Source organism: Streptomyces lancefieldiae, assembly GCF_031845825.1.
In the GTDB taxonomy this organism is placed as follows: domain Bacteria; phylum Actinomycetota; class Actinomycetes; order Streptomycetales; family Streptomycetaceae; genus Streptomyces; species Streptomyces lancefieldiae.
Map to the genome: position 1 here is coordinate 1 of NZ_JAVRFH010000295.1, position 478 is coordinate 478.

Annotated in this window: 1 protein-coding gene; it reads left to right on the top strand. The window is 73.0% G+C overall.

Going from position 1 to position 478, the window contains the following annotated elements:
• Positions 1 to 478 (top strand): acyl carrier protein (locus tag RM812_RS42205; protein WP_311586320.1); only part of this gene is annotated, 478 nt, incomplete at both ends.

A 478-nucleotide genomic window follows, 5' to 3' on the forward strand; every position in this document is an offset into this window, starting at 1 on the left:
CGCGACCCGGCCGGTGACGACCTGCCCGTTCTGCTGCGCGACCTCGTCGACGGCGGCCGTGCACACCGGACCGGGCCGGACTCCGGCGGCCGTACCCGCCCGCTCGGACTGCCCGCCACGGTGGCCGCCCTGCCGCCGGGCGAGGCGGAGACAGCGGTGCTCGACTGGGTCCGCGACCAGGTCGCCGTCGTGCTGGGACACTCCTCGGGCGCGGACATCGACATCAACCAGGCGTTCACCCCCCTCGGCTTCGACTCACTGACCTCCGTCGAACTGTGCAACCGCCTGGCCTCGCAGACCGGACTGCGTCTGCCGTCCACCCTCGTCTTCAGCCATCCGACCCCGCGCGAGCTCGGCGAACACCTCCTCGGCCTGCTCCGTCCCGCGCCGGGCCCGGACCCGGCCGACGACGAGAAGATCCGGGAGGTGCTGCGGACCGTCCCGATCGACAGGTTGCGTGACGCGGGCCTTTTGGAAG